The organism is Methylobacterium sp. UNCCL125 (assembly GCF_900116795.1).
In the GTDB taxonomy this organism is placed as follows: Bacteria; Pseudomonadota; Alphaproteobacteria; order Rhizobiales; family Beijerinckiaceae; genus Methylobacterium; species Methylobacterium fujisawaense.
The window spans coordinates 112,441-138,642 of the sequence record NZ_FPBW01000020.1 but is presented as its reverse complement, the minus strand read 5'-3'; the positions used below and the strand labels follow the sequence as shown (position 1 = coordinate 138,642).

At 71.8% G+C, this 26,202-nt stretch carries 24 protein-coding genes; 14 read left to right on the top strand and 10 right to left on the bottom strand.

Annotation, left to right across the window (positions count from 1 at the left end; all coding sequences use genetic code 11):
* Nucleotides 1–108: 108 nt before the first annotated feature.
* The 4 genes from BM396_RS20725 (at nucleotide 109) to BM396_RS20710 (ending at nucleotide 4,245) form a co-directional block, all read left to right on the top strand.
* Complete coding sequence (locus BM396_RS20725) at nucleotides 109–501, top strand: Rid family detoxifying hydrolase (protein ID WP_043385356.1); 393 nt, start codon at nucleotides 109–111, stop codon at nucleotides 499–501.
* Entirely contained in the window at nucleotides 498–1,067 is a 570-nt protein-coding gene (locus BM396_RS20720) for an MOSC domain-containing protein (protein ID WP_043385359.1), read from the top strand. Before BM396_RS20725 ends, BM396_RS20720 begins: the two co-directional genes overlap by 4 nt.
* Before the next feature lie 4 nt (nucleotides 1,068–1,071).
* The gene (locus BM396_RS20715) at nucleotides 1,072–2,007 is read left to right on the top strand and encodes a PDR/VanB family oxidoreductase (protein ID WP_043385362.1); all 936 of its coding nucleotides are present in this window, start codon (nucleotides 1,072–1,074) and stop codon (nucleotides 2,005–2,007) included.
* A gap of 645 nt (nucleotides 2,008–2,652) precedes the next feature.
* Nucleotides 2,653–4,245 carry an ABC transporter substrate-binding protein gene (locus BM396_RS20710; protein WP_043385364.1) on the top strand — a complete coding sequence of 531 codons (1,593 nt, stop codon included), beginning with the start codon at nucleotides 2,653–2,655 and terminating at the stop codon, nucleotides 4,243–4,245.
* A 19-nt stretch (nucleotides 4,246–4,264) separates the two neighbouring features.
* Here BM396_RS20710 and BM396_RS20705 read toward each other — a convergent pair whose 3' ends face one another.
* Nucleotides 4,265–5,731, bottom strand: a complete 1,467-nt coding sequence (locus BM396_RS20705) for an amidohydrolase family protein (protein ID WP_043385367.1) — start codon at nucleotides 5,729–5,731, stop codon at nucleotides 4,265–4,267.
* A 145-nt stretch (nucleotides 5,732–5,876) separates the two neighbouring features.
* Between BM396_RS20705 and BM396_RS20700 the strand changes: the two genes are divergently transcribed.
* The gene (locus tag BM396_RS20700; RefSeq protein ID WP_043385371.1) at nucleotides 5,877–6,557 is read left to right on the top strand and encodes an aspartate/glutamate racemase family protein; all 681 of its coding nucleotides are present in this window, start codon (nucleotides 5,877–5,879) and stop codon (nucleotides 6,555–6,557) included.
* A gap of 13 nt (nucleotides 6,558–6,570) precedes the next feature.
* A complete protein-coding gene (locus BM396_RS20695; protein ID WP_043385373.1) occupies nucleotides 6,571–7,890 on the top strand; it encodes a dihydroorotase in 1,320 nt (439 codons plus the stop codon).
* A gap of 12 nt (nucleotides 7,891–7,902) precedes the next feature.
* Here the strand turns inward: BM396_RS20695 and BM396_RS20690 are convergent, their stop codons facing one another.
* On the bottom strand, nucleotides 7,903–9,189 hold the full coding sequence (locus BM396_RS20690; RefSeq protein WP_043385490.1) for a hydantoinase/carbamoylase family amidase: 1,287 nt from the start codon (nucleotides 9,187–9,189) through the stop codon (nucleotides 7,903–7,905).
* Nucleotides 9,190–9,606: 417 nt separating this feature from the next.
* Between BM396_RS20690 and BM396_RS20685 the strand changes: the two genes are divergently transcribed.
* From BM396_RS20685 to BM396_RS20660, 6 genes are read left to right on the top strand one after another with little or no spacing between them, the layout of a single operon-like run.
* Entirely contained in the window at nucleotides 9,607–10,848 is a 1,242-nt protein-coding gene (locus BM396_RS20685) for a transporter substrate-binding protein (protein WP_051976164.1), read from the top strand.
* On the top strand, nucleotides 10,841–12,460 hold the full coding sequence (gene urtB, locus BM396_RS20680) for an urea ABC transporter permease subunit UrtB (RefSeq protein WP_043385376.1): 1,620 nt from the start codon (nucleotides 10,841–10,843) through the stop codon (nucleotides 12,458–12,460). Before BM396_RS20685 ends, urtB begins: the two co-directional genes overlap by 8 nt.
* Nucleotides 12,457–13,557 (top strand): urea ABC transporter permease subunit UrtC, encoded by a 1,101-nt coding sequence (gene urtC / locus BM396_RS20675; protein ID WP_170867492.1) that lies wholly within the window; start codon nucleotides 12,457–12,459, stop codon nucleotides 13,555–13,557. The genes urtB and urtC overlap by 4 nt, the downstream gene beginning before the upstream one ends.
* A complete protein-coding gene (locus BM396_RS20670) occupies nucleotides 13,554–14,264 on the top strand; it encodes an ATP-binding cassette domain-containing protein (RefSeq protein ID WP_043385379.1) in 711 nt (236 codons plus the stop codon). Before urtC ends, BM396_RS20670 begins: the two co-directional genes overlap by 4 nt.
* A complete protein-coding gene (gene urtE / locus BM396_RS20665; protein WP_043385382.1) occupies nucleotides 14,261–14,980 on the top strand; it encodes an urea ABC transporter ATP-binding subunit UrtE in 720 nt (239 codons plus the stop codon). The genes BM396_RS20670 and urtE overlap by 4 nt, the downstream gene beginning before the upstream one ends.
* 20 nt (nucleotides 14,981–15,000) lie before the next feature.
* The gene (locus BM396_RS20660) at nucleotides 15,001–15,960 is read left to right on the top strand and encodes an acetamidase/formamidase family protein (RefSeq protein WP_043385385.1); all 960 of its coding nucleotides are present in this window, start codon (nucleotides 15,001–15,003) and stop codon (nucleotides 15,958–15,960) included.
* 157 nt (nucleotides 15,961–16,117) lie between these two features.
* Here BM396_RS20660 and BM396_RS20655 read toward each other — a convergent pair whose 3' ends face one another.
* The 6 genes from BM396_RS20655 to BM396_RS20630 all read right to left on the bottom strand — a co-directional run bounded on the left by BM396_RS20655 (nucleotide 16,118) and on the right by BM396_RS20630 (nucleotide 22,056).
* Nucleotides 16,118–16,471 carry a transposase gene (locus tag BM396_RS20655; protein WP_043352705.1) on the bottom strand — a complete coding sequence of 118 codons (354 nt, stop codon included), beginning with the start codon at nucleotides 16,469–16,471 and terminating at the stop codon, nucleotides 16,118–16,120.
* Between the two features lie 252 nt (nucleotides 16,472–16,723).
* The gene (gene atzF / locus BM396_RS20650) at nucleotides 16,724–18,529 is read right to left on the bottom strand and encodes an allophanate hydrolase (RefSeq protein WP_043385388.1); all 1,806 of its coding nucleotides are present in this window, start codon (nucleotides 18,527–18,529) and stop codon (nucleotides 16,724–16,726) included.
* Between the two features lie 21 nt (nucleotides 18,530–18,550).
* Nucleotides 18,551–19,465 (bottom strand): polysaccharide deacetylase family protein, encoded by a 915-nt coding sequence (locus BM396_RS20645; RefSeq protein WP_043385391.1) that lies wholly within the window; start codon nucleotides 19,463–19,465, stop codon nucleotides 18,551–18,553.
* Nucleotides 19,465–20,247, bottom strand: a complete 783-nt coding sequence (locus BM396_RS20640; protein ID WP_043385394.1) for an ABC transporter ATP-binding protein — start codon at nucleotides 20,245–20,247, stop codon at nucleotides 19,465–19,467. Before BM396_RS20640 ends, BM396_RS20645 begins: the two co-directional genes overlap by 1 nt.
* Nucleotides 20,240–21,109 (bottom strand): ABC transporter permease, encoded by an 870-nt coding sequence (locus BM396_RS20635; protein ID WP_043385397.1) that lies wholly within the window; start codon nucleotides 21,107–21,109, stop codon nucleotides 20,240–20,242. The genes BM396_RS20640 and BM396_RS20635 overlap by 8 nt, the downstream gene beginning before the upstream one ends.
* Nucleotides 21,106–22,056 carry an ABC transporter substrate-binding protein gene (locus BM396_RS20630; protein WP_043385400.1) on the bottom strand — a complete coding sequence of 317 codons (951 nt, stop codon included), beginning with the start codon at nucleotides 22,054–22,056 and terminating at the stop codon, nucleotides 21,106–21,108. The genes BM396_RS20635 and BM396_RS20630 overlap by 4 nt, the downstream gene beginning before the upstream one ends.
* A 118-nt stretch (nucleotides 22,057–22,174) precedes the next feature.
* Between BM396_RS20630 and BM396_RS20625 the strand changes: the two genes are divergently transcribed.
* Nucleotides 22,175–23,071 (top strand): LysR family transcriptional regulator, encoded by an 897-nt coding sequence (locus BM396_RS20625; protein ID WP_043354034.1) that lies wholly within the window; start codon nucleotides 22,175–22,177, stop codon nucleotides 23,069–23,071.
* A gap of 47 nt (nucleotides 23,072–23,118) precedes the next feature.
* Here BM396_RS20625 and BM396_RS20620 read toward each other — a convergent pair whose 3' ends face one another.
* On the bottom strand, nucleotides 23,119–24,153 hold the full coding sequence (locus BM396_RS20620) for an alpha/beta fold hydrolase (protein WP_043385404.1): 1,035 nt from the start codon (nucleotides 24,151–24,153) through the stop codon (nucleotides 23,119–23,121).
* A complete protein-coding gene (locus BM396_RS20615) occupies nucleotides 24,150–24,299 on the bottom strand; it encodes a fatty acid desaturase (protein WP_244538918.1) in 150 nt (49 codons plus the stop codon). Before BM396_RS20615 ends, BM396_RS20620 begins: the two co-directional genes overlap by 4 nt.
* A 279-nt stretch (nucleotides 24,300–24,578) precedes the next feature.
* Here BM396_RS20615 and BM396_RS20610 point away from each other — a divergent pair, with 279 nt between their 5' ends.
* Complete coding sequence (locus BM396_RS20610; RefSeq protein ID WP_051976165.1) at nucleotides 24,579–26,198, top strand: ABC transporter substrate-binding protein; 1,620 nt, start codon at nucleotides 24,579–24,581, stop codon at nucleotides 26,196–26,198.
* The last annotated feature ends 4 nt before the right edge of the window (nucleotides 26,199–26,202 follow it).

The window sequence follows — 26,202 nt, the reverse complement described above, 5'->3', positions numbered from 1 at the left end:
GCGCAGCAACGGCCGCATCACTGAAGCGAAGCGACGCGATCACGCAGTGGACATCTTTCCACTAAAATGGAATAAAAACAGGCGAGAATGCCTCAAAGGAGGGCGGCTTTGACTCGAACGATCATCGTGACGGAGGCCGCCGCGCCGGCGGTGGGACCCTATGCCCAGGCCACCCGAGTGGGTGACCTCGTCTTCGCCTCGGGGCAGCTGCCGATCGACCCGGCCACGGGGGCGTTTCCCGAGGGGATCGAGGCGCAGACGCGCCGCTCGCTCGCCAACCTCGCGGCGGTGCTGGAAGCCGGCGGCGCCAGCCTTGCGAGCGTGGCCAAGACCACCGTGTTCCTGAAGGACATGAACGACTTCGCCGCGATGAACGCCGTCTACGCGGAGCATTTTTCAGAAGCCGCCCCGGCGCGCTCCACCGTGGAGGTGGCGCGCCTGCCGCGCGACGCCCTGGTCGAGGTCGAGGCTATCGCCCTCGCGACAGGACCCGCACGATGAGCACGACCTCGTCCCCTCCCCATATCGAGGCCTTCGCCCACAAGGTCGGTTCGGTCGCCAACGGCGTACCCGGTGGCGCCACCGGGTGGCAGGGCAGCCTGCTCCACATCCACATCGCCCCTGCGGCGAGCTACGAGATGGAGGAGCTGACGGTGGCCCGCTGCGTCGCCGGCCGGGGCATCGAGGGCGACCGCTATTGCCTCGGCACCGGCACCTACTCGCCCAAGGCCGACACCCGCGAGATGACGCTGATCGAGCAGGAAGTCCTCGACGCCCTCGCGCGCAACGATCCACCGCTTCAGGAGGGGCCGATCCACTTGGCGCCCATCGACCACCGCCGCAATCTCACGGTGCGCGGCGTACCCCTCAACCACCTCGTCGGACGTCGTTTCCAGGTGGGCGAGGTGATCCTGCGCGGGGGGCGGCTGAACTTCCCGTGCAAGTATCTTGAGGAACTGCTCGGCCTCCCCGTCTACCTGCCGCTCTACAACCGCTCTGGGCTCAACTGTGGGATCGAGCGCGGCGGCATCATCCGGCCGGGCGATCCGATCACCCTGGTGGAGTGAGGCGATGTCCGCACGCATCGTCATGAAGCTGACGGTTGAGGAGGCCATCGCCACCACCCCGGAGGTGGTGCGCCTCACCCTCGTCCATCCGCGGCGCCCCCAGTTGCCCGCATGGGAGCCCGGCGCCCATGTCGACCTGCGCCTGCCGGACGAGCGGGTGAGGCAGTACTCCCTCTGCGGCGACCCCGCCGACCGAAGCCGGTACGTCCTGGCAATCAAGCGCGAGGAAGCCGGGCGTGGCGGCTCGGCCTGGGCACACGCCCATCTCGGCGCCGGGGCGAGCGTCCCCATCTCGCACCCGCGCAACCATTTCCCCCTGGCTGCCGGGGCGCGGCACCACGTGCTCATCGGCGGCGGCATCGGCGTGACGCCCGTCGCCGCCATGGCCCGGCACCTGGCCGCGACGGGGGGCAACTTCACGCTCCATCTCTGCGCGCGCTCGGCCGCGCAGGCTCCCCTGCTGGAGGAGCTGCGCGCGGTCTGCGGCGAGCGCCTGCGCTGCTGGTTCTCCGCGGAGGGCGAACGGCTCGATCCCGCGACGCTCGGGCCGCCGGAGGACGGCGTCCACCTCTACGCCTGCGGACCCCAGAGCCTGACGGCGGCCGTGCAGGCGCTGGGCTGGCCGGCGGATCAGGTGCATGTCGAGCATTTCGCGCCTCTGGTCGTCGAGGGCTTCGTGCCCGAACCCTTCGACGTGCAGATCGCCTCGACCGGCGCGACCCTGCATGTCCCCGCCGAGACCTCGCTCTTGGAGGTCCTGCGCCAGAACGGGGTCAACATGCCCTCGTCCTGCGAGATCGGCGTGTGCGGCGCCTGCGAATGCGGCTACCGGGAAGGCGACGTGATCCACCGCGACGTCGTGCTGCCCCAGGCCAGACGCCGAGATCACCTGATGCCCTGCGTCTCCCGCGCCAGCGGGACCCTGACGCTCGCCCTCTGATCCCTCGCAGTGCGACCCCGGCTCATTGACCGGGGCGCCTCAGCCCCGGCACGGGCCGCTCGTGATGAAGGCTACCGTCTCGGACATGCCCTGAACGAGAAGATGCAGCGCCACGAGCTGAATCGCCTTGCCTGCAACGAGTGAGCGACCGCCGCTGGCTTTGCCGGACGGGCGCTTCGGGGCGAGTCCGCTTTTAAGTTCGGCGGTGACGCGATCAGATGGCTGCATTGGGCACCAAGCAGCCGCCCGAGCTTGACCCTCGATTGACTGCTTCGCGCGCAATTCGGTTATCGAGCTAGCTTCGACAATGCCTCATGAGCGGGCGCGATCGGACAGGCGCGGAGGCCTGAGAACGCCGGACAAATCCGCACTGAGCAGGTTATGCAGGTACGGACGCGCTCGTATCCGACGACCTCTGGGCGGTGGTCGAGCCGCTTCTGCCATCCGAGCTTGAGCAGCCGAAAAACGGGAGGCCGCCCTCCTCCACAGTGCCAGCCTGCCGGCAGAGTGGCCCCCGCGACGGGTCCGAACCCGACGGACCGCGGCCTCGTTCCTGCAAGCCTGCGGGTTGCCAGGTTCGGTGATCGTACCGGACCACCGCGAGCGGTCGTCCAATCACCGCCCGCGCAGAGTGGGACTTGTCCGATGAAGCGGCGTACGCTGTTGCAGGGAGCCGGAGCCGTCGTGGCGAGCGCAGTCGCGGCACCATCCCGGGTCCGCGCGGAGGCCACAACAACCCTGCGCTTCATCCCGCAGCAGGATCTCGTCACGCTCGATCCGGTGACGACCTTCGCGTACATCACCCGCAACCACGGCTACATGGTCTTCGACACGCTCTACGGCATGGACGGCGCCTTCCGCGCCACGCCGCAGATGGTCGAGGGCCACCGGATCGAGGAGGACGGGCGCCGCTGGGACCTGACCTTGCGCGAGGGCCTGCGCTTCCACGACGGGACCCCCGTGCTGGCCCGCGACTGCGTCGCCTCCCTGCGGCGCTGGGCCAAGCGCGACCCGTTCGGCGGCTCCCTGATGGAGGCGACCGACGAGCTGTCGGCGCCCGACGACCGGACGATCCGGTTCCGCCTCAAGCGCCCCTTCCCGCTCCTGCCGATCGCGCTGGGCAAGGCCTCGGTGCCGGTCTGCGCGATGATGCCGGAGCGCCTCGCCGTCACCGACCCGTTCCAGCAGGTGCCGGAACTCATCGGCTCGGGTCCGTTCCGCTTCAAGGCGGACGAGCGCGTGCCCGGCGACCGCACGGTTTACACCCGCTTCGAGGGCTACGTGCCCCGCACGGACGGCACACCCACCTGGACCTCCGGTCCGAAAATCGTCCACTACGACCGGGTGGAGTGGCGCGTCATCGGCGACACATCCACGGCCACCTCGGCGCTGGTCGCCGGCGAGGCGGATTGGCAGGAATACGCCTCGCACGACCAGCTCGGTCTGCTGAAGGCCGCCAAGGGCGTCACCACCCGCGTCCTCGACTCGACCGGCTTCGTGACGATGCTGCGGGTCAATCACCTGCAGCCACCCTTCAACAACCCGGCGATCCGGCGGGCGCTCTGGGGGGCGATCGACCAGACGTCCTGCATGCAGGGCGTGGTGGGCGCCGACGATCCCAGCCTGTTCCACGTGCCCCTCGGCTTCTTCTGCCCGGACACGCCGATGGCCTCGACGGACGGGCTCGGGCCGCTCACCACACCGCGGGATCCGGCCAAGGTGCGGGCCGACCTTAAAGCGGCCGGCTACGCCGGCGAGACCGTGCTGCTGATGGTGCCGTCGAACTCGGCCCCGCTTCTGGCGCTCGGCCAGGTCGCGGCCGACCTGCTCCAGCGCGTCGGCATGAATGTCGAGGTCTACGCGGTCGAGTTCAACGCGATGCTGCAGCGGCGCAACCGCAAGGGGCCGGTCTCCGAGGGCGGCTGGAGCGCCTTCGTCACCAACTGGTCCGGCATGGATTGGCTCAACCCCGCCGGCTACATCGCCCTGCGCGGCACCGGCGAGAGCGGTTATGCCGGCTGGGCCACGACCCCGCGGATCGAGACCCTGCGGGACGCGTGGTTCACGGCTCCGGACGAGGCGGCCCGCGCCGCCCTGTGCCGGGACATCCAGCTCCAGGCGATGGAGGACGTGCCCTACTACCCCCTCGGGCAGTACCTGCAGCCGACCGCATACCGCTCCCGCCTCACTGGGATCCTCGACGGGTTTCCGACCTTCTGGAACGTCCGGCCCGCCTGAGGATCACGGCGCCGGGGCCTCACAGCCCCGGGAAGGTCGGCGGCGCGATGGCGTCGGGGCCGCGCCCGGCCCAGTCGAGCTGCCGGATCTGCGCCAGCGCACGGCCCTGCGCCTCCTCCAGCGCCGCCGCGGCCGCCGCGTAGTCGACCGTCAGGGCGCGGCCGTCGCGCACGATCTCGCGGCCGCCGACAAAGACCTGCCGGACCGCGCGGTCGCCGGCCGAGTAGATCAGCGACTGCACGGGATCGCGGCACGGCCGCATGGCCGGATGCGCGCAGTCGACGAGGACGAAGTCGGCCTTGCAGCCCGGCGCGAGCCGGCCGATGTCGTCGCGCCCGAGCGCCCTTGCGCCGCCCACAGTGGCGGCGTGGAACACGTCCGCCGCGCGGGTATCGCGGGGATTCTCGGCGACGACCCGGGCGAGGTACGCGACGAGGCGCATCTCGTCGAGCATGTTGTGCGGGTAGACGTCCGTGCCGATGCCCATGTTCACCCCGGCCTGGCGGTAGCGGCCGAAATGGTGGAGCGCGATGCCGCGGCGGGCGAAGACCGTCGGGCAATGGGCGACCGTGGCGCCGCGCTCGGCCAGGCGGCGCATGTCCGAGCCCGGGCTGTGCCAGTGGGTCCAGGGATGGTCGTCGAGGAAGATCCCGTGGCCCACGATCGTGCGCTCCGTGAGCACGCCGAGATCGTCGAGCCACTCGATCGGCGTCATCCCGGTGCGGCGGGTGATCTCGTGGAATTCCGACAGGGACTGCGCCGCATGGGTGTGGAACCGCAGGTCGCGCCGGACCGCCTCGGCATGGGCGTCGCGCATCAGCTCCGCCGTACAGGTGTCGACCTGGGCCGGGCAGAGCATGCCGGAGAGGCGTCCGCTCGGGTGGCGCTGCGCCGCCTCGATCTCGGCGAGCGCCTGCTCTAAGCCGCGCTGGCCCGCCGCCGCGTCCCATTCGTACTCGACGCTGTGGCCGTTCCGGGTGAGCCATCGCCCCGACCGGAACATCGGGGCGATGCAGACCCGCAGGCCCGACGCGCCGAGGCGATCGAGCCAGCCGTCGCTCGGCAAAGCGAGGTCGCAAACGGTGGTGACGCCCGAGAGCGCCAACTCGGCGAGCGCCACCCCGTAGGCGGCGCGGGTGCCCTCCGCGTCGGGCCGCAGGATCGGCAGGTACTCGTAGAGCGAGGTGTTGTAGAGCCGCTGGCTGCCGACCTCGTCCCACATGCCCTTGTTCATCGGCTCCGAGAACAGGTGGGTGTGGATGTCCACGAGGCCGGGCATGACCAGGCAGCCGGAGGCGTCGATGGTCCGGGCCGGCGGGGGGCCTGCGTAATCCGGACCGACATGGATCAGGACGCCGTCCTCGAACACCACGTCCGCGCCGGTGCGGTAAACGTGGCCGCCGCTGTCGGGATCCCAGGCGACGACCCACCGTGCCCCCGTCACCAGGGTGGCGCCGGCGCTCTTGTCCGCAGCATCGTCGTACATCGATACCCTCTCTCTGGCGCCGACGAGGCGGGCAAGATCGGTGCCCGATCGGGCCGGCATCGCGGCGCAGCGCGGCCCGAGTTTCGCATCGCGCGGGCCACTGTCGTCAGCGGCAGGCCCGCGCGTCGGTTCCGCAGGAGGCGGCATGCATCATCGCGGCACCACCGGACCCGCGCGCATCCTGGTCATCAACCCGAACGCCTCCCGGGCGGTGACGGCCGCCATCGACGCGGCGCTGACGCCGCTGCGCCTGGCCGGCGGCCCCGTCATCGCGGTGACGGATCTGCCCGAGGGGCCGGCGGGCATCGCGACCCAGCAGGATGCGGATTCCGTGGTGATGCCGCTGGCCCGGCGCATCGCGGAGGATCCGGCGGACGCCTTCGTCATCGCCTGCTTCAGCGACCCCGGCCTGCATACGGCCCGCGAGGTCGCCCGCGGCAGGCCCGTGATGGGGATCGCCGAGTGGGGCCTCCTCCGGTCGCTCACCCTCGGCGAGCGCTTCGGCATCGTCGCCCTCTCGGAGGGCAGCGTGCGGCGCCAGCGCCGGATGGTCCGCCAGATGGGCCTCGGCGAACGCTATGCCGGCAGCCGGCCGGTGGAGGCCCGGGCCGACGAGACGGCGGGGGAGGCGATCCGCGACCGCCTGATCGCGGCGGCCCGGACCCTGATCGCGCGCGACGGAGCCGACGTCATCGTGCTCGGCTGCGCCGGCATGGCCCCGCACCGGGCCGCCGTCGAGCGGGCGGTCGGGTGTCCGGTCGTCGAGCCCTGCCAGCAGGCGGTGGCGGCGGCCCTCGGGGCGGTCCTGCTCCGGGCGGACCTGTAGGGAGACACCGGCGATGCACTACGACCTGCTGATCCGCGGCGGCACCTGCGTGACGCCCTGGGGCACCGAGGCGATCGATCTCGGCATCCGCGACGGGCGCATCGCGGCCCTCGCGACCCCGGCCGGCGCGACCGCGGAGGCGGTGATCGACGCGGCAGGCCTGCACGTCCTGCCCGGCCTGATCGACAGCCACGTCCACCTGCGCGACCCCGGCGACCCGGCGGTGGAGACGATCGAGACCGGCACGCGGGCCGCGGTGCTGGGCGGGATCGCCACCCTGTTCGACATGCCCAACACCGTCCCGCCGATCGCCGATACCGAGCGCCTCGCGTGGAAGCGCGACTACGTTGCGGGCCGGAGCTGGTGCGACATCGGCCTCTACGTGGCCGGCACGAAGGCCAATATCGACGCGCTCGCCGCGCTGGAGCGCGCGCCGGGCGTCTGCGCCGTCAAGGTCTTCGCCGGCAGCTCCACGGCGGCGCTGATGATCGAGGACGACGCGCATCTCGAACGCGCCATGCGCGCCGGCCACCGGCGCATGGCCTTCCACAGCGAGGACGAGGACCGGCTCCAGGCCCGCAAGCCGCTGTTCAGCCGGGGCCAGCCGTACCGGACCCACATGGAATGGCGCGACCCGGAATGCGCCTTCCTGGGCACGCGCCGCCTCATGGCGCTGGCGCGGAAGACCGGCCGGGCGACCCATATCCTGCACGTCTCCACCGCCGAGGAACTCGCCTACCTGCGCGATTTCCGCGACGTCGCCACCGTGGAGGTGCTGGTCAATCACCTCACGCAGGTGGCCCCGGACTGCTACGACACCCTCGGTGGCTTCGGCGTCATGAACCCGCCGATCCGCGACGAGCGCCACCGGGCGGCCGCCTGGGCGGCCGTGCGCGACGGGACCGTCGACACGATCGGCAGCGATCACGCGCCCCATGCGCGGGCCGCCAAGGAACGGCCCTGGCCGGATTGCCCGGCCGGCCTCACCGGGGTCCAGACCCTGGTGCCGATCATGCTCGACCACGTCGCGGCCGGGCGCCTGCCGCTCGCCCGCCTCGTCGACCTGATGGCGGCCGGGCCGGCCCGCGTCTACGGGCTCCGCGGCAAGGGCCGGATCGCCGCCGGCTACGACGCCGACTTCACCCTCGTGGACCTGAAGGCGCGCCGCAGGATCGAGGAATCCTGGATCGTCTCGCCCTGCGGCTGGACGCCCTTCGCCGGCACCGAGGTCACCGGCTGGCCCGTCGCCACGCTCGTGCGCGGCCACCTCGTGATGCGCGACGACGCGGTGGTCGGCACGCCCGTCGGCGGCCTCGCGCGATTCGCCGCATGATGAGGCCCGCCCTCAGCCGGCGCAGGTCTCCGCCGCCAGCCAGGTGGTGAGGATCGCGACGGCGTCGAGAAGGTCGTCGATCGCCATGGCCTCGTCGGGGTTGTGGCTGCCGTTGGCGTTGCGCACGAACAGCATGGCCATCGGCACGCCGGCCTTGGCGAAGGCGGCGGCGTCGTGCGAGGCCGGGCTGCCGAGGGGCCGGGTGGCGATGCCGAGCGCGTCCGCGGCCGCCGCGAGCCCGTCGCGGATCCGGGGCGAAACCGCGCCGACGCCCGCCTCGGCGCGGGGCCCAAGGGCCACCGTGACACCGCGGCGCTCCGACACGTCCGTCACGGCGGCCAGGAATGCGGCCTCCAAGGCCGACAGCACCTCGGCCGCGTAGGCCCGCATGTCGAGGCTGAACCGGAACTCGCCGGGGACGGTGGTCAGGCCGTGGGCCGCGGCATCGGTGTGGAACCGGCCGAAGGTGACGGCCATCGGGCAGCCGGCCGCCTCGCGCTCCGCCCAGACCCGGTCGAGGGCTAGGGCGATCTCGGCGCCCGCCATGGCTGCATCGCGGCGGAAGCGGCGGGGCGTTCCGACATGGTCGTAGCGCCCAAGGATCCGGACGTCGGGGTAGCGGACGTTGCCGGGGATCCCCGTGCAGAGGCCCACCGGGATCCCGGCCTCCTCCAGGCTCGGCGCCTGCTCGATATGCACCTCCAGGAAGGCGTGGATCGCGGCGGCGTCGAGGGCGGGCGGGCCGCTGCGCAGCGCCTCCGGGTCGCCGCCCTCCCGGGCGATGTGCGCGGCGAGGCTGAGGCCGCTGTCGATCCGGGCGGCGTCGAGCGCCCCGTCCGGCAGGGTTCCGAGGGCCGCCCGGCTGCCGATGTAGGACACCTGGAACCAGACGCTCTCCTCGGCGCGGATGCCCATGACGGTGATGTCGCGCGCCGGGGTCAGCCCCAGCTCGCGGAGCGCCGCGACGGCGGCGAGGCCGGCCACCACCCCGGCGGCGCCGTCGAAATTGCCGCCGTGGGCCACGGTGTCGAGGTGGGAGCCGATCAGGATCGGCGGCAGGCTCCGGTCCCGCCCCGGCAGCGTCAGGGTGGTGTTGGCGGCCGCATCCCGCCCGATCGCGAGGCCGAGAGCGGCGGCGCTGCGCGTCACCACCCCGTGCGCCGCACTCTCCTCCGGACTGTAGGAGGCCCGCGTGAACCCGGGATCGGTCCGGCCGCACCGGGCGAGGTCGTCGAACAAAGCCGCCACCCGGCCGCGCTGCGCGCGGACCGCCGTGCCGATCGCCGATACCGTGTCCATCCCGCCGCTCCCGGTGCGCGGGCCCGGGGCGGACCGCGACGGCGCCATCCTGCCACTTTCGTGCCGGCGTCGCGGAGATCCGGCCACCCGGCAGCCCACGGCTTCGCCGGCACGCTCGCCGGTCCGCGCCGCGTCCGGCGAGGGCACCCCGACCGGCGCGTCCGTCCGCGCGCGGTCGGACACGGCTTCCGATTGATGCGGTCGCTGGATGCAGGCATCCCGTCGACGCACTACGGGCGACACCAGTTCGACACCCGATACGAGAATTTTGACGTTCTCGGCACAGGACCGCCCGCAGCGCGCACAAATGCTGCCAATATGCGCAAGGCCCATGCCGGCCTGCAGCCTCTTTGACCTTCCCGTCCCCCGGACCTCGGCCGACAATCGCCAGGTCCATCCATGGGAGCTTCGGGGTCGATGACGCATCTCACGCGACGCGGCGTCTTGGGCACAGGCATCTCGGGCACGGCGGCGCTGCTTGCGGCCCCGGCCCTCATCCGGCCGGCCTTCGCCGCCGACACCGTCAAGCTCGGCTGCCTGTTCTCGTCCTCGGGCACGATGGCCAATCTTGAGGGCCGGCTGAACCACGTGGTCCGCATGGCCGCCGACGCGATCAACGGGCGCGGCGGCGTCAACGGCCGCCAGATCGAGGTGCTGACCTCCGATCCCGCCTCCGACTGGCCGCTCTACGCGCAGGTCGGGCGGCAGATGCTCCAGCAGGAGAAGGTCGCGGCCCTGTTCGGCTGCTGGACCTCCGTGTCGCGCAAGTCGGTGCTGCCGGTGGTCGAGCAGAATGACGGGCTGCTGTTCTACCCGCTGCACTTCGAGGGCGACGAGAACTCCAAGAACGTCGTCTACGTGAACTCGCCGCCCGCGAGCTCGGTGCTGCCGGCGGTCGATTACCTGATGGGCCCGGACGGGGTCGGGGCGAAGCGGTTCTTCATGATCGGCTCGGACTACGTCTGGCCGCGCACGATCAACAAGCAGCTCAAGGGCTACTGGAAGAGCAAGGGTATTCCCGAGAGCGCGTGGCGCGAGGAATACGTGCCGTTCGGCTTCTCGAACTTCCAGACGCTGGTGAATCAGGTCCGCAGCTTCGCCAGCCAGCCGGGCGGCCAGGCGATCGTGGTGCTCACCGTCGTGGGCTCCTCGATCCCCGACTTCCTGCGCGAATTCGCCAACCAGGGCATCAGCGCCACCGACGTGCCGATTCTCGGCCTCGACATGGTGGAGGCGGACCTTGAGGGGCTCGATACCGCCAAGCTCGTCGGCCACCTGAACTGCTGGGCCTATCTCCAGGCCGCCAAGGGCGAGCGGAATCAGAAGTTCCTCGCCGACTGGGCCGCCTACGTGAAGGCCAAGAACGTCCCGTTCAGCGCCGACACGGTGATCGACCCGATGGTCTCGGCCTATGACAGCGTCAACCTCTGGGCGCTCGCCGCCGCCAAGGCCGGCTCCTTCGCGGTGCCGGAGGTGCGCAAGGCCTTCGCGGGGCTCAGCTTCGACGACCCGTCGGGCTACACGCTGACCATGACGGGGGAGAACAATTACGTCTCCCGCGGCGTGTTCATCGGCTCGGTCAACGAGAAGCGCGGCTTCGACGTCCTCTGGCAATCCCCGGACGCCCCCAAGCCGGTCCCGTTCAGCCCCTATGGCTGATCGGCTCCGCGCGCTCCTGGCCCTCTGCTGTCTGGCGCTGCTGACGTTTCCGGCCTCCGCCGCGCCAATCGACCGGGCGGCCTTCGCGGCGGGTCTGTGCGGGGACGGCGCCGCGCAGGTCCGCGCGGCCGAGGGTCTCGTGCAAGCCGGCGGCGATCTGGCGGCCGACGACCTCGCCTATGCCGGCGGGCTCCTCGGCGCGCTGGCCGAGCGCCGTCTCGCCTGCCCGGCGGAGGGCGCACTCCTGCTCGACCGCCCGGGCGCATCCGAGGGGCGCGATGCGGTCAGCGGCGCGCCGCGTCCGGCCGCCGAGGCGCGCGCGCCGGTCCTCGGCCTACGCCAGCGCGCAGCCGTGGAGACCGCGCGCGGCACCGTGGCCCTGCTGACCGGCCCGGATCCGGCGGCCCGCAGCGCCGGGCTGGCGGTGCTCGAGCGGCGCATCGCCACCGTTCCGGCTTCCGTGCTCGACCGGGCGCGGGACGCGGAGACCGATGCCACGCTGAAGGCGACCATCGCCGGCCTCGCCCAGGCGGCCGCCCTGTCGTCGCCCGATCCGGCCCGGCGCCGGGCGGCGATCGCCGCCGTGGCCGCGAGCCCGTCCGGGGCCGCTGAGGCGCGCCTCGCGGCGCTCAAGAGCGATCCGGCCTACGCCTCCGACCCGGCCTTCCGGGCGGCGCTGGATGCGGGGCTCGCCAAGGTCACCCGCGCGGTGGCGATCGGCGACGGGCTCGCGGTCGTCTACAACGGCCTGAGCTTCGCCAGCATCCTGTTCATGGCGGCGGCCGGGCTCGCGATCATCTTCGGGCTGATGGGCGTGATCAACCTCGCCCAGGGCGAGTTCATCATGCTCGGCGCCTACGCCACCTACGGCGTGCAGGAGGCCTTCCGCCGCCTCGCCCCCGGCCTGCTCGACCTCTACCTGCTCGCCGCCATCCCGGTCGCCTTCGGGGCGGTCGCCCTGGTGGGGATCACGGTCGAGGCGCTGATCCTGCACCACCTCTACCGACGGCCGCTCATGAGCCTGCTGGCCACCTGGGCGGTGAGCCTGTTCCTGGTGAACCTCGTGCGCGTGACGGTCGGCACCCAGAACCTGCAATTCGTCATGCCGGCCTATGTCAGCGGCGGCGTTCCCCTCTACGCCGACTTCGTCATGACCTGGAACCGGCTGTTCGCCATCGGCTTCGCGGCGGCGACCCTCGTCCTGACGCTCCTGATCCTGCGCCGCACGCCGCTCGGGCTCGACATCCGCGCCGTCACCCAGAACCGCGACATGGCGGCCTGCCTCGGCCTGCCGACCCGCCGGGTCGACCGCCTCGCCTTCGGGCTGGGCTCGGGGCTCGCAGGCCTCGCCGGGGTGGCGCTCTGCCCGATCTACAGCGTCAACCCCGGCATGTGCTCGGGCTTCATCGTCGACAGCTTCATGGTCGTGGTGCTGGGCGGCGTCGGCAGCCTCGTCGGGACCCTGGTGGCGGCCCTCGGCGTCGGCGGCGCCAACGTGCTGATCGAGCCGATCTCCGGCGCGGTCGCCGCCAAGGTGATCGTGCTCGTCGGCATCATCCTGTTCCTGCAGCGCCGGCCCGAGGGGCTGTTCGCCGTGCGGCGGCGGCGATGAGCGGCGCCGTGCAGACCGCCCTCGCCGCCCCCGCCGGACCGGGACGCCGCGCCGTGCGCGATCCCCTGGTCGCCGGCCTCGTCGGGCTCTGCCTCGCGGCCGCGGTCGGGCTCTTCGTGGCACCGCCCGCCCCGTATCTCGTCAACGCGGTGGGTCAGCTCGCCGCCTTCGCGATCCTCGCCGTGTCGCTGGATCTGGTCTGGGGCTATCTCGGGATCCTCAGCCTGGGGCACGGGCTGTTCTTCGCCATCGGCGGCTATGTCTGCGCCATGCACCTGCTGGCCCACGGCGTGGCCGTGACCGGCGTGCTGCCGGACTTCGTGCAGTTCATGGGCTGGAAGAGCCTGCCGGCCTACTGGGCCGGCCTCGACAACGCGGCCTACGCCTTCGTCCTCGCCCTGGCGCTCGCCGGCCTCGTCGCCTTCGTGTTCGGGCTCGCCTCGTTCCGCTCGCGGGTGAACGGCGTCTACTTCTCGATCATCAGCCAGGCGCTCGTCTACGTCGCCATGCTGCTGATGTACCGCAACGATACCGGGCTCGGCGGCAACAACGGCATGACCGGCTTTCCGCTGCTGTTTGGCTGGCCGATGGGCTCCCCCGGCGTCGTCACGGGGCTCGCCGTCGCCGCCCTCCTGACGCTGGCGGCGGTGCTGGCCGGCGCGCGGCTCCTGGTCGGCAGCGCGATCGGGCGGCGGATGCTCGCCTGCCGCGACGACGAGACCCGCCTGCGCACGCTGGGCTACAGCACCACCCGGCTCAAGCTCGGGATCTGGTGCCTCTCGGCCATGATCGCGGCGCTCGCCGGCATCCTGTACGTGCCGCAGGTCGGCATCATCAACCCGCGGGTGCTGGCGCCGGACCTGTCCATCGAGATCGCCGTCTGGGTGGCGATCGGCGGGCTGGGCCGGCTCGGCGGCGCGGTGATCGGCGCGATCCTGGTCAACGGCCTGAAGTTCTGGCTCAGCGCCGCGATGCCGGAGGCGTGGCCGTTCATCCTGTCCGGGCTGGTGCTCGTCGTGGTGCTGGTCCTGCCGAACGGCCTCCTCGACCTCGTGGGCTGGCGCCCGCGCCCGACCTGGCTGCGGGGCGCCCGATGACCGCCCTCGTGGTCGAGGCCCTCACCGTCGCCTTCGGCCGGTTCACGGCGCTCGATGCCGTCTCGCTCGCCGTCGATCCCGGCGAGGTGCGGGCGGTGATCGGCCCGAACGGCGCCGGCAAGACCACGCTGCTCGACGTGATCTCAGGCGTCACCAAGCCGGTCTCCGGCCGGGTGATGCTCGGCGATCTCGTCGATCTCACCCAGCGCTCCGAGGCCGAGATCGCGAAGGCCGGCGTGCGGCGCAAGTTCCAGAAGCCTAGCGTCTTCCCCGCGCTCACCGTGCACGAGAACCTGGAGATCGGCTGCGGGCCCGCGCTCCCCGCCCGCGAGCGGCCCGCCCGCATCGCCTCCGTCCTCGGCGAGATCGGCCTCGGACCCCGCGCCGCGGTGCCGGCCGGCCGCCTCGCCCACGGCGAGAAGCAGTGGCTGGAGATCGGCATGGTGCTCGCCGCCGAGCCGGCGCTGCTCCTGCTCGACGAGCCCGTGGCCGGGCTCTCCGACGCCGAGACCGCCCAGACCGCCGCGCTGATCCGGAGCCTGCGCCGGCCGGACCGGGCGATCCTGGTGATCGAGCACGACATGGGCTTCGTCGAGGCCATCGCCGACCGGGTGACGGTGCTGCACGAGGGCCGGACCCTCTACGAGGGCAGCATGGCAGGTGCCCGCCACGACGCCCGGGTGATCGAGGTGTTCCTCGGCCGATGACGCAAGCGTGTGCATCTCCGCCCGCACGCCTCGCCGTCGAGGGGCTCGACCAGCATTACGGCAGCGCGCAGGTGCTGCGCGGGATCGGCCTCGACGTCGAGCCGGGCGCCTGCCTCGCCGTGCTCGGCCGCAACGGCGCCGGCAAGACTACGCTGCTGCGCTGCCTCACCGGCCTGATCCCGGAAAGCCGCGGCCGGATCGCCCTCGACGGGACCGAGCTGACGCGCCTGTCGCCCGACCGGCGCGCCCGCTCGGGCCTCGCCTACGTGCCGCAGGGGCGCGAGATCTTTCCCGACCTGACCGTCGCCGAGAATCTGCGGGTGGCGGCCCGGGCCCACGGGCTGGAGCGGACCGACGCAATTGACGAGGCGGTCGCCCTGTTCCCGGCGCTGCGCGGCCTCTGGCACCGTCCGGGCGGCAACCTCTCGGGCGGCCAGCAGCAGCAGCTCGCCATCGCCCGGGCGCTCGCCACCCGGCCTCGCGCGCTCCTCCTCGACGAGCCGACCGAGGGCATCCAGCCCTCGATCGTCGCCGCGATCGAGGCGGTGATTGCCGGGCTCAAGGGCCGGATCACCGTGCTGCTCGTGGAGCAGTATCTCGATTTCGCCCTCCGGGTCGCCGATTCCGTGGTGGTCTTGTCCCGCGGCAGCGTCGTCGAGCGCGGCGATCCGAAGGTGCTGAACCCCGAAGCCCTCACCCGTCACATCGCCGTCTGACATCCGTAGAAGGAGCCGCCGTGTCGACCCATCACGAGATCCCCGCGACGCCCGAGACCATGGTGCTCGGCTATTTCGACGCCGCGCTGCCGCCCGTGCTGACCGTGAAATCGGGCGACACCGTCACCCTGCACTCGCATCCGGCGGGCGGGCGCGAGTCGCTCCACCCCGACCCCGCCCGGGTGCCGGCCGACCTGCTCCACGCCCTCGACACCCTGGAGCGGGGCCCCGGCCCGCACTTCGTCACCGGCCCCGTCCACGTGGAGGGCGCCGAGCCAGGCGACATGTTGCAGGTCGACATCCTCGACCTGAAGTTCCGCCTCGACTGGGGCTTCGTGGCGATCCTGCCGCTCCTCGGCACCCTGCCGGACGAGTTCACCGAGTACGAGACCGTCCACGCCGACATCGACACCGCCCGCGGCCTCTGCCGCCTGCCCTGGGGCACGGAGCTGCCCCTCGACCCGTTCTTCGGCATCATGGGCACCGCCCCGCCCCCCGCCTGGGGCCGGGTCGGCAGCCCGGTGCCCCGTGCCTTCGGCGGCAACATGGACAACAAGGAACTGAAGGTCGGCACGACCCTCTACCTGCCGGTGTTCAACCCCGGCGGCGGATTCTACGCGGGCGACGGCCACGGCGTGCAGGGCGACGGCGAGGTCTGCATCACTGCCCTGGAGACCGGGCTGACCGGCACGTTCCGCCTCACCGTGCGCAAGGATCTCCCAGGCGCGTGGCCCTTCGCCGAGACGCCCACCGACCTGATGTCGATCGGCCTGCACGAGAGCCTCGACGAGGCGATGCGCCAGGCCGTGCGCGAGATGGTGCGCCTCGTCTGCGCACGCACCAGCCTCACCCGCAACCAGGCCTACATGCTGTGCTCGCTCGCCGGGAACCTGCGGATCACCCAGACGGTCGACGGCAACAAGGGCGTGCACATGCTGATGCCCAAGACTGCCCTCGCGTCGACGTCCGGGGCCGCCTGAGCGCATTCTCGGCTGATGCTGCCTCCTCCGTCTTTGCGAGCGCAGCGAAGCAATCCAGCAGCGCTCCGTTCAACGGTCCCGCTGCCCTGGGTCGCTTCGCTGCGCTCGCGATGACGGGGAGGAACGCCTCACCCGATTCCTGCAGATGGAGACCGCCTCAGTTCGCACTGCGTCCGAAGGCGAACCGGCCGACACAGGCTTGGGCGCCGCGATGGTGCGGCGGCTGGCTCAGGCTCGCGCGCTCCGTCGTGGCCGGTGCCCCGCGCCCCGGCTGGACGAGCAGGGCTGCCCGAAGCCGCAGCACCTCGGCCCGGAGGCCGGCATTCTCCCGCTCGACCTGATCGAGCCGGGCCACACCGGCGGGCTTCAGGCCGCCGAGGCGTCTTCGCCAGCGGTAGAAGGTGCCGAGCGAGACATGGGCGCTGGCGCAGATCGCGGCGATCGGTATGCCCCGCGCGGCCTCGTCCAGCAGGAAGGCGATCTCCTCGTCCGTGTGCAGGGATCGACGCATGCAGGGTCTCCCGGTTCGGCAGCCTCGGGGCACTCTTCGGGCGGAGGATCAGCAAGAAGCGGACCGACCGCGACGGGCCGACCGCGGCGCTTTCGTGCCGCGAAGCCCGCGATCCGGGCCGGCGGCCGCCGATTCACGTAACCGGCGCTCGGTTCTGCGGTCTCCGTACGCTTGGGTTTGCGGGCGCTTGTCAGGCGCGCGTGGATCGGCGCTGCGACCGCATCGGAGTGGATTTTGGCATCGCCCAATCAGCTATGCCGCGGCGCGGCTGGCCAGGTAGCGGCGCCAGCCGCCGAACTGCGTGATGTCGGCGGCCCCCGCGACGCCCGCCGTCTCCACCAGAAAGCCCTTCGGCGCGGTCCCGTCGGCGAGCCGCAGGGTGCCGATCCCGAGCGGTTCCGGGATGGCCGCCACGAAGGCCCCGAAGGCGGCGGGCGGCAAGGCCCAGACCTCCGTCTCGATCGCGCCGCCGTCGCCCTCGGCCACCCGGAGCAATCCGGGACGATGCGGCGGTCCGCCGGGCAGGGCGTAGAGGCGGTACTCCGGTCGGGTCGCCACCGTCCGCAGATACCGGGCGCCGTGCGCGGCGAGTTCGCGGTTCAGCGGCAGGCCCGACAGATGCGCCCCGACGACCGCCAGTTCGATCTCGCCGGGCCATCCGCGGGCCGGACCCGGCGCCACGGCCGGCACGGGCGTCTCCCCCGCGCCGATCCGGCCGGCCGCGGCCGCGTGCAGGCGGGCGCCCAGGGCGGCGAGGAGCCCATCGGAGCCACGCGGCGCGAGCAGGGTGATCCCTGAAGGAAAGCCGTCGGCGCGGGGCCGTCCCGGGACCGCGAGGGCGCACCAGTCGAGCAGGTTGACGAAGTTGGTGTAGGTGCCGAGCTCGCTGTTCGGGCCGATCGGGTCGGCGGCCACCGCCGCGCAGGTCTGGGGACGCGGATAGGTCGGCACGGCGAGCACGTCGACCCGGTCCCAGACCGCGTCCGCGTGCCGTCGCAGTTCCGCCAAGCTGTAGAGACCCGCGAAGGCGTCGGCGGCGTTGTAGCGCCCGGCGGCGGCGATCACCGCCCGCGTCGTCGGGTGCAGGATCTCGGGGCGCGTCTCCATGATCGGCCGGATCGCCGCGTAGCGCTCGGCGACCCAGGGCCCGTCGTAGAGCAGGGCCGCGACGGCGAACATCGGCGCGAAATCGACCGGCAGCGCCGCCCCGGCGAGGGTCTCCAGATCGGCAATCGTCGCCGCGAAGGCCGCCTCCGAGTGGCCGTCGCCGCCGAAACGGAGGCTCGCCGCATCGGGAAGGCCCAGCCGCAGGCCCGGTGGAAGGCCGGCCGGTGCGGGCGGCACCGGCAAGGCCCGCGACCAGGGATCGGCGCTGTCGAAGCCCAGCATGACCCGGAAGGCGGCGTCGGCGTCGGCGACGGTGCCGGCGAACACGGAGAGCGTATCGAGGGTCCGGCAGGCCGGCAGCATGCCGCGGCTGGAGATCGACCCCAGGGAGGGTTTCAGACCGACGACGTTGTTGAGCGCCGCCGGCACACGCCCCGAGCCCGCCGTGTCGGTCCCGAGGGCGAAGGTGACGATTCCGTGGGCGACCGCGACGGCCGAGCCGCTGCTGGAGCCCCCCGGCACGTAGGCCGGATCGATGGCGTTGCGCGGGACCGGGTCGGGCGTGCGCAGGCCGACGAGGCCGGTGGCGAACTGGTCGAGGTTTGTCTTGCCGATCAGGATCGCCCCGGCCGCCTGTAATCGGGCCACGGCGGGCGCGGTCTCGGTCGGGGTGTAGGCGAAGTCCGGGCAGGCCGCGGTGGTCGGCAGGCCGGCCACGTCGATGTTGTCCTTGACGGCGAAGGGCACGCCCCAGAGCGGCCTCGACACGGGGTCGAAGGGCGGGAGCGCGGCCGCCTGCGCCAGCGCCTCGGCCTCCGGCACCAGGGCCAGGAAGATGCCGGGGTCGTCAACCGCGGCGAGCCGGCGGTAGGCCTCGGCCACGACGGTGCGCGGGTCGCGGCCGTCGGCGTAGGCCGCGTGCAGGAGCGGGATCGTCGGGAAGGGCGGCACGGCGGTTCCTCGGGTCGCTGCTCAGGATTCGTCGCCGGTGGCGCGGTACCAGTCGAGGATCTCGCCCCCCTGCATGAACACCGCGTCGCTGCGCGCCAGGATCGCGTCGAGCAGTCGCTCCAGCAGGCCGATCCGGTGCGGGACGCCGGTGATGTAGGGGTGGATCGCGAAGCCCATCACCTTGGCGCCGCCGAGGGGACCGGGACCCGCCGCCTCGGCGGCGAGGCGGTCGAGGTTGGCGAGCGCCCGCTCCACGAACTCGTCGGCCCGGTGGTGTTGGATGGCGAGCAACGGGATGTCGTTCAGCTCCACCGAGTAGGGCAGAGCCACGAGGGACCCCGTGCGTGTCGCCACCCGACAGGGCCGATCGTCGACCACGAAGTCGCCGACATAGTCGACGCCGGCCGCGTGCAGGTGGTCGGGCGTGTCGAGGGTTTCGGTGAGGCCCGGCCCCAGCCAGCCGCGCGGCGGACGCCCCGTGGTCGCGGTGATCGCCGCGATGGTGCGAGAAATCATCTCCGGCTGGTCCTCGACCCGGTGGGTCGGAACCTGATGGAAGCCGTGGGCCATGAACTCCCAGCCGGCCGCATGGGCGGCCTCGGCGATGCGGGGATAGGCCGTGCAGACCGAGTCGTTGATCGACAGGGTCGGGCGGATGCCGCGGCTGGAAAAAGCCTCGAGGAAGCGCCAGAAGCCGACCCGCATCCCGTACTCGTGCCACGCCCAGTTTGGGATGTCCGGGAGCAGGCTCGCGGCGGTCGGCGGCACCAGGATCTGGCGCGGCATCGGATGGTCGATGAGCCAGTGCTCGACATTGACCACCGGCCAGACGGCGACGTGCTTGCCCCCGGGCAGGGTCAGGCGCGGCCGGTCCACGGCGGCGCGGTAGGCGAGCCGGTTCTCGGGCCGGCGGGGATCGTCGGGGGCGGTGTCCATCAGGCGGCGGCCCGCGGGGCGTGGTGGCTGTGGAGCTGGGCCGCGAGCATCCGGCGCAGGTCGTTGAAGGCCGGGCTCGACACGTCGCGCCGCCGCGGCAGCTCGACCGGATGGATCGCCTCGATCCGGCCGGGGCCGGGCGACATCATCACGATGCGGTCGGCGAGAAAAATCGCCTCCTCGATGGCGTGGGTGACGAACAGGATCGTCAGCCCCGTCCGCGACCAGAGATCGAGCAGCTCGTCCTGCAGCCGCTCGCGGGTCATGGCGTCGAGCGCCCCGAAGGGCTCGTCCATCAGCACGACCTCGGCCTCGTTGGCGAGCACCCGCGCGATGGCGACCCGCTGCTTCATCCCGCCCGAGAGCTGGTGCGGGTAGGCGTCGGCGAAGGCCTGGAGGCCGACCAGCGCGATGTAGCGCTCGGCGGTGTCGCGCACCTCGGCGGCGGGCCGCCCGCGGGCCTTCGGGCCGAAGCCGATATTGTCGCGCACGGTGAGCCACGGGAACAGGCCGTAATCCTGGAAGACCATGCCGCGGCTCGGCCCCGGCCCGGCGATCGGCTTGCCCCACATCAGGGCCTCCCCGGCGGTCGGGGCCTCGAAGCCGGCGGCGACCCGCAGCAGCGTCGACTTCCCGCAGCCCGAGGCGCCGAGCAGGCAGACGAACTCGCCGCGTCCCACGGTGAGGTTCGCCTCGCGCAGGGCCTCGGTCCGGCGGCCGCCGGCCGCGTAGGTCTTGGAGACCGCCCGCATGTCGAGGATCGGGATCGTCGGATCAGCCATGATTGGGGCTCCAGGCGAGCAGCCGGCGGCCGAGCTGCATGACCAGCCAGTCGGACACGAAGCCCGCGACCCCGATCACCGCCATGCCGCAGATCACGATCTCGGTGCGCGAGAGCTGGCGCGCTTCCATGATGATCGCGCCAAGGCCGGTCTGGACCCCGGTCATCTCGCCGACCACGATCACCACCCAGGCGAAGCCGAGGCCGAGCCGCAGGCCGGTGAAGATCGATGGCAGCGCCGCCGGCAGCACCACCCGGACGAACTGCGCCGGGCCGGTGCAGCCCAGCATCGCGGCCGCCTCGAACAGGCGCGGCTCCACCGAGCGGACCCCGAACACGGTGTTGACCAGGATCGGGTAGAACGCCCCGAGGAACACGAGGAAGAAGGCCGAGCGCGGCCCGAGGCCGAACAGGATCATGGCCAGCGGCAGCCACGCGGTGACCGGGACGGGGCGCAGCACCTGCAGGACGGGGTCCAGCAGCGCCCGGATCAGGGGCACGCGGCCGATCAGCAGGCCGAGCGGCAGGGCGGCGGCGGCGGCCAGCGCGAAGCCGCCATAGACCCGGCTCAGCGACGCCGCGAGATGGGTCCAGAGCGTGCCGCTGAACGCGTCGTCGTTGACACCCCCGACAGCGAGGTCCCGCATCTCGGCCCAGACCTCCGCGGGGGGCGGGATCAGGCTGTAGGGTCGGCCCGCGGTGCTGACCTGCCAGACCGCGACGAGCACGGCCGGCACCACGCAGGCGAGGGCCAGCCGGCGCAGGTGGGCGAGCCCGGCCCCGGCCCGGCCGGCCCCGCGGGCCGGGGCCGGCGTCACCGGCGCCGCTGCCGGCAGGGCGCCGGCCTCGATGCCGGTGCTCACGCCCGCCCCAGCGCGTCGACGAAGCGGGTGTCGATGAAGCCGGGCTCCGGCAGCCGCTTGATCTGCTTGAGCGCCAGCATGTGCTGCGCGTAGGCGTCGGCCTGCCGGACCTCGTTCGGCCCGAGGCGCCAGGTCAGCTCGACGTTCGGGGCCGAGAGTTCCAGCGCCTCGCGCTTCTGCCCGAGCTTGGCCACCGCCATGGCGATCATCGCGTCGCGGTCGCCGGCCGCGAAGTCCGTCGCCTTGCGGTGGATCTCCAGCATGGTCCGGACGAGGTCGGGCCGCTCGGCCAGCGTGTCGCGGTGGGCGCCGAACACCATGTTCAGCGCGCCCATCTCGGTGCCGTAGGGGTACTCGACGAGCTGGCCGACGCCCGAGGCGAGGCTGACGCCGGGCCCCGGCTCGGCGCCGACATAGGCGTCGACGTCGCCGCGGGCGAGCGCGATATGCATCTCCGAGAAGGAGACGCGCACGGGGGTGATGTCCTTCACGGACAGCCCCTCCATGCGCATCCGCTCCAGGACGAAGACCTCCTGGGTGCTGCCGGGCCAGATCGCGACGCGCTTGCCGCGCAGGTCCTTGATGGCGTGGATGTCGGAGCCCTTCTTGGCGATCACCGCCATCCCGCGGTTGCAGGTGGAGGCGATCACCACGAGCGGCTCGCCGGCGGCGGCGCCCAGCGTCGCGGCGGCGATGCCGAAGGTGCCGAAATCCACCGATTTGGTGACCACGGCGTTCTTGCACTCGGTGGGGCTCTCGAAGGGCACCACCTCCACGGTCACGCCCGCGGGGGTGAAGCGCTCGTAGAAGCTCGGCGCGATCGAGTGGATCAGCTTGAGCGAGCCCATCCGGATCGTGACCGGCGTGCCCGCGGCGCGTGCCCGCGACAGGGGACCGAGGGCGAAGCCGGCCCCGAGACCGGCCAGAAGGGTGCGGCGACGGATCATCGAACGGCTCCTGCAGGATCGCTATCGCCGTGACGCTAGGTGCGCTCCCTGTTGCAAGGAAGTGCTATTTTCTGAGCGTGTCGTTGCTTTCTCGGCAACGGGGGCGCACGATGCCAGCGTGAAGCACCTGCGCACCGTCACCTACGTCGCCGAGGTCGCACGTGCCGGCTCGATCCGGCGCGCCGCGGAGCGGCTGAACCTGACGCCCTCGGCCCTGACGCGGCAGATCCAGGATCTCGAATACGAGCTCGGCACGCCGATCTTCGAGCGCCTGCCGCAGGGGATGCGGCTCAACGCGGCCGGCGAGCTCTTCGCGCGGCACATCCGCGACCAAGTGGCGGATCTCGACCGGGTGAGGTCGCAGATCGCCGATCTTTCGGGGGTGCGCCGCGGTCACGTGTCGCTCGCCTGCAGCCAAGCCTTCGTCACGCAGGTGGTGCCCGAGGAGGTCGAGGCCTACCGGGCCCGGTTCCCCCAGGTCGGCTTCATGGTCCAGGTTCGCGATCACGCGCAGGCCGTGACGGCCCTGGCGGCGTTCGAGGCCGATCTCGCCCTGATCCTGCAACCGCCGCCTTCGGCGGAGCTGCATCCGCTCTTCTCCGGACACCAGACCCTCTGCGCGCTGATGCGCACGGGGCATCCGCTGGCGTCGGAGACCGGGCCGGTCCGGCTGCGCGACTGCCTCGGCCATGCCCTGGCCCTGCCCGACCACTCGCTCGCCATCCGCCATCACATCGAGCATGCCCTGGCCCGGCGCGGGGTCGAGCTCCGGCCGGTCGTCGAGTCGGGCTCGCTCGAATTCCTCCGCAACCTCGTCCTGCGGGAGGATCTCATCAGCCTGCAGATCCCGAGCGGCATCCCCCAGGACCCGCGCCTGCACAGCCGCCCGATCGATCTCCGCGACCTGACGCCGATGACGCTGGTCCTCGCGCAGTTGCGCGGGCGATCGCTCTCCGTCGCGGCGGCGAAGTTCGCCGATCAGCTTGTGGTTCGGCTCAACCGGGAAGCGGTCTGATGCGGCGCACGCCCTGAGGCCGGCGCGTCACCGCTCTCCGCGCCCGATCAGGGCGCGCCCGCTTCGGCCGTGGCGAGGAAGGCCCGCACGGTGTCGCGGAGAAAGGTGGCATCGGCCGGGTTGATCGACGGGTTGCCGGCGCGGTGGCCCCAGATGCTCGGGATCGGCTGCAGGACGGCGTCGCGCAGATGCGGCAGCTCGGCGGCGTTGTCGGCGACGCGGAAGTAGAGATCCGTCTCGCCCGGCATCAGCAGCAGCCGGGCGGTGATCGCGTTGAGCGCCCGGGTGAGATCGCCGCCGTAGCGCAGGTCGCGGCTGATGTCGCCCGCCTCCCAGGTGCAGAGCTGCGCGTAGAGATCGGCCGCGGGGCGGCGGGCGAAGCGTTCCTCCCAGTCGGTGCGCAGGAAGCTGTCGAGGTCCGGGGCGCCGAGCGCGGTGCGGTGGAGGTCCGCCCGGTAGAAGTCCTGGCTGAGCGCCCAGCCCGCATAGATGCGCCCGAAGGCCCGGAGGGCGGCGGCCGGCTCGGCCGAGAAGCGGCCCCCGCCGCCATGCTCCGGCGCCGCCTCCAGCACCGCCATGAGGCCCTTCAGGAACACGCGGTTGTGGGTGGCGGTGCGGGCGCTGCCGCAATTGATCACCGCGCGGGCCACGCGGTCGGGGAACAGGGCGGCCCAGTGATAGGCCTGCTGGGCCCCCATGGACCAGCCGTAGACGGCGTGCAGGCGCTCGATCCCCCACATCTCGGCGAGCAGGCGGCGCTGCGCGTGGACGTTGTCCCAAGCGGTGACGAGGGCGGGCCAGTCCGGGGTGTTCGACGGGCTCGACGACAGCCCGTTGCCGAACATGTCGGGGATGACGATGAACCAGCGGTTGGGATCCAGCACCCCGTCGGGGCCGATCAGCCATTCGAGGTCCGGATGCTGGGCTCCGTAGCTCGTCGGGTAGAGCACGACATTGTCGCGCCCGGGCGACAGGGTGCCGTGCGTCTTCCAGCGCAGCTGCGCGCCCGGCAGCACCGCCCCCGACTGAAGCGTCAGGTCACCGAGTTCGAAGGTTCCGGTGGCCGTCGCCCAGCCGCTCACGGGCGCAGCGTCCGCACGAAGCCGACCTGCCAGCGGTTGTCGCCCCTCTGCGGCACGCCGGGCCGCGCGCGCATCGCGGTATGGGCGTCCGGCAGGCTGTGGAACGGGATCGACGGATAGAGGTGGTGCTCGGTGTGGACGGGCATGGCCTACATGAGGCGCCGCATGAGGCCGTTGGTCAAGGTCGTGCGGGTGTGGGTCGGGCCGTTGTCGTCCATCGTGCCGGCCGCCCGCTCAAGGTCGGGCCGGCCTTCGGCGCGCCCGGTGTCGGACTGAGATACACGGAAGATCTACTGCGTACTTCGGTGTAATAATTTGTGTCGGAAAAATATTTCCCCATCCCGGCGATGTAATGGATCGGTCGGTCCGAAACCTGCTTGGCACGCGTGTTGCGAACGGGCTGGACGCTTCAGGAGTCCTCTGGCTTGTCCCGCACGTCCGACGTGACCGATCTCTCCCGCCGCACCGTTCTGGCGCTTCCCCTCGGCCTCGCAGCGGCCGCGAGCGGCGCGCGCGCCGCCGAGCCGAGACGCGGGGGCACGATGGTGATGATCGTCCATCCCGAGCCCTCGACCCTAGCCCATTACGCGGTGTCGGCGGGCAACATCCCGCCGATCGCCACGCAGGTCTATGAGGGGCTCTGCACCTACGACTGGGACCAGAACCCGCAGCCGAACCTCGCGAAGTCGTGGGAGGTCGCGCCCGACGGCAAGACCATCACGTTCAAGCTCCAGGACGGCGTGACCTTCCACAACGGCAAGCCGTTCACCAGCGCCGACGTGCAGTACTCCTTCATGGAGATCCTGAAGAAGTACAATCCGATCGCGCCAGTCATGCTCGCGGAGCTGGTGGCCGTCGACACGCCGGACCCGATGACCGCGATCCTGCGGCTCGCCAATCCGGCGCCCTACATCATGAAGGCGCTGTCCGGGCGGGACCTGCCGATCCTGTGCCGCTCGGTGTTCGAGGGCACGGATGTCCTGCAGAACCCCAGCGCCAACAAGCCGATCGGCACCGGTCCGTTCAAGTTCACGAGCTGGGAACGCGGCCAATTCGTGCGCCTGGACCGCAACGAGCAGTACTGGAAGCCCGGCCTGCCGTATCTCAACCGGATCGTTGCCCGGTTCATCCCGGATGCGGCCACGCGCTCGGCCGCTATGGAGGCGGGGGAGGCGCATTTCGCCGGGTACAGCGCGGTGAACTACGCCGACCTCGCGCGGATGAAGACCAACCCGATCCTCGATCTCACGACCAAGGGCTACGAGATGACGCCGGCCCAGAGCGTCCTGGAGCTGAACGGCCGTCACCCGCATCTCCAGAAGAAGGACGTGCGCCAGGCGATCGCCTACGCCATCGACCGCAAGGTCATCCTCAAGGACGTGATGTTCGGCTACGGCCTGCCCGCCACCGGCCCGCTCAGCCGCAAGTTCAAGACCGCCGGCCTCTACACCGACGACGTGCGCCAGTACGACGTGCCGGACCGGCTGGACATCGCCAATAAGCTGCTCGACCAGGCCGGCGCCCCGCGCGGCGCGGACGGGACCCGCTTCGCCCTGCACTTGGAGGTGAACTCCTTCGGCGAGCAGTGGCTGCGGCAGGCCGAATATTTGAAGCAGGCGCTGGCCGTCGTGGGCATCGCCGTGACGCTGCGCTCCGAGGACACCGCGACCTGGCTGCGGCGCGTCTACACCAACTACGATTACGACCTGAACGAGCCGTTCCTCAGCCAGGGCGTCGACCCGGTCTACGGGCTGAACAAGCAGTTCCTCACCAGTCAGATCCGCAAGGGCGTGACCTTCGTCAACGACACCTTCTACAGCAATCCCGAGGTCGATCGCATGCTCGGCGAGGGCGCGCGCGAGCCGGATGCCGAGAAGCGCGCCGCGCTCTACAAGAAGGTCCAGCAGATCCTGGCGGAGGACAGCCCGATGATCTGGCTCATCGACGTGCAGTACGTCAGCGTCTTCAACCGGCGCCTCAAGGACCACACGACCGGCCCCCTCGGAACCCAGCAAGCCTTCGAACGGGCCTGGATGGACACGTAGTCCC

Coding starts and splice junctions, on each gene's coding strand:
- BM396_RS20720 (WP_043385359.1), top strand. CDS start 498: ATGAGCACGACCTCGTCCCCTCCCCATATCGAGGCCTTCGCCCACAAG.
- BM396_RS20715 (WP_043385362.1), top strand. CDS start 1,072: ATGTCCGCACGCATCGTCATGAAGCTGACGGTTGAGGAGGCCATCGCC.
- BM396_RS20710 (WP_043385364.1), top strand. CDS start 2,653: ATGAAGCGGCGTACGCTGTTGCAGGGAGCCGGAGCCGTCGTGGCGAGC.
- BM396_RS20705 (WP_043385367.1), bottom strand. CDS start 5,731: ATGTACGACGATGCTGCGGACAAGAGCGCCGGCGCCACCCTGGTGACG.
- BM396_RS20700 (WP_043385371.1), top strand. CDS start 5,877: ATGCATCATCGCGGCACCACCGGACCCGCGCGCATCCTGGTCATCAAC.
- BM396_RS20695 (WP_043385373.1), top strand. CDS start 6,571: ATGCACTACGACCTGCTGATCCGCGGCGGCACCTGCGTGACGCCCTGG.
- BM396_RS20690 (WP_043385490.1), bottom strand. CDS start 9,189: ATGGACACGGTATCGGCGATCGGCACGGCGGTCCGCGCGCAGCGCGGC.
- BM396_RS20685 (WP_051976164.1), top strand. CDS start 9,607: ATGACGCATCTCACGCGACGCGGCGTCTTGGGCACAGGCATCTCGGGC.
- urtB (WP_043385376.1), top strand. CDS start 10,841: ATGGCTGATCGGCTCCGCGCGCTCCTGGCCCTCTGCTGTCTGGCGCTG.
- urtC (WP_170867492.1), top strand. CDS start 12,457: ATGAGCGGCGCCGTGCAGACCGCCCTCGCCGCCCCCGCCGGACCGGGA.
- BM396_RS20670 (WP_043385379.1), top strand. CDS start 13,554: ATGACCGCCCTCGTGGTCGAGGCCCTCACCGTCGCCTTCGGCCGGTTC.
- urtE (WP_043385382.1), top strand. CDS start 14,261: ATGACGCAAGCGTGTGCATCTCCGCCCGCACGCCTCGCCGTCGAGGGG.
- BM396_RS20655 (WP_043352705.1), bottom strand. CDS start 16,471: ATGCGTCGATCCCTGCACACGGACGAGGAGATCGCCTTCCTGCTGGAC.
- BM396_RS20645 (WP_043385391.1), bottom strand. CDS start 19,465: ATGGACACCGCCCCCGACGATCCCCGCCGGCCCGAGAACCGGCTCGCC.
- BM396_RS20640 (WP_043385394.1), bottom strand. CDS start 20,247: ATGGCTGATCCGACGATCCCGATCCTCGACATGCGGGCGGTCTCCAAG.
- BM396_RS20630 (WP_043385400.1), bottom strand. CDS start 22,056: ATGATCCGTCGCCGCACCCTTCTGGCCGGTCTCGGGGCCGGCTTCGCC.
- BM396_RS20615 (WP_244538918.1), bottom strand. CDS start 24,299: ATGCCCGTCCACACCGAGCACCACCTCTATCCGTCGATCCCGTTCCAC.